At 61.3% G+C, this 890-nt stretch carries 1 protein-coding gene and 1 pseudogene; both read left to right on the forward strand.

Going from position 1 to position 890, the window contains the following annotated elements; genetic code table 11:
* Positions 1 to 360 (forward strand): annotated as a pseudogene (locus NW820_RS12835) (LPS export ABC transporter periplasmic protein LptC); the annotation flags it as partial.
* Between the two features lie 81 nt (positions 361 to 441).
* Positions 442 to 890 (forward strand): sulfatase-like hydrolase/transferase (locus tag NW820_RS12840; protein WP_414407698.1); only part of this gene is annotated, 449 nt, incomplete at its 3' end.

The raw sequence follows: 890 nt of genomic DNA on the forward strand, positions 1-890 counted from the left end.
GCCAGCCGTTTTCTGTGGCAATTTGGCGTCGGGGAAGTGCAGGCAGTAGGGTCTGTAGAGGTTTACGCTCCCTTACAAGCTTTGCGCCTCAGGGGCGAGCAGTTGCGGGCTCCCCTGCCTCTAACCGAGTTGCGCATATTGGGCAACGGGCAAGCCAAAGCCGAGCAAACCGGTCAAGAGCTGCAGGCCCAGGAGATCCGCTGGCGCATCGGCTCCACCCAGCTGCAGGCCCAGGGCAACGTGCGCTACCGCCAGCCCGGCCAGGCTTTGACTGTCAGAGGCAACCAAGGGATCCTGGATTGGCAGGCCAACACCGCTCGGATCCAGGGCAACAGCCAAACCCAGCTCACTTTGCCCTGAGGAGGCGGTGGGGGAAGCAGAAAGCTGGCCGAGAGCATGGCAGGATAGGGATACTTTAAGAAACGTATCAGGTGGGTTGTGGTGAGTTTTAAGGACTCCGTCTCGCTGACGCAAACAGGATGTTTCCCCGCCAGGGCTGGCGCTGCTGCAGAACGCCCCAACATCCTGCTGATCGTGCTGGATACCCAGCGGGCGGATCGTCTCTCCTGCTATTGGTCAGAAGCGGAGCGTGCCCGCCAACTGCCCACCAGCCCCAACCTGGATCGGCTGGCTGCCGAATCCACCCTCTTCGAGCGGGCCATCGCCCCTGCCCAATGGACCATCCCCTCCCACGCTTCCCTCTTTACGGGGGAATATCCCAGCACCCACCAGACTGTCCAAGCAGATCTGGAGCTGAGCCCCGCCCTGCCCACCCTGGCAGAGCTGTTGCAGCTGAGCGGCTATACCACTGTGGGCTTTTGCAACAACCCTCTGGTGGGGATCCTGAAAAACGGCTTGCGGCGCGGCTTTGAAACCTTTTACAACTACGG

The organism is Synechococcus sp. R55.7, from assembly GCF_047461955.1.
In the GTDB taxonomy this organism is placed as follows: Bacteria; Cyanobacteriota; Cyanobacteriia; order Thermostichales; family Thermostichaceae; genus Thermostichus.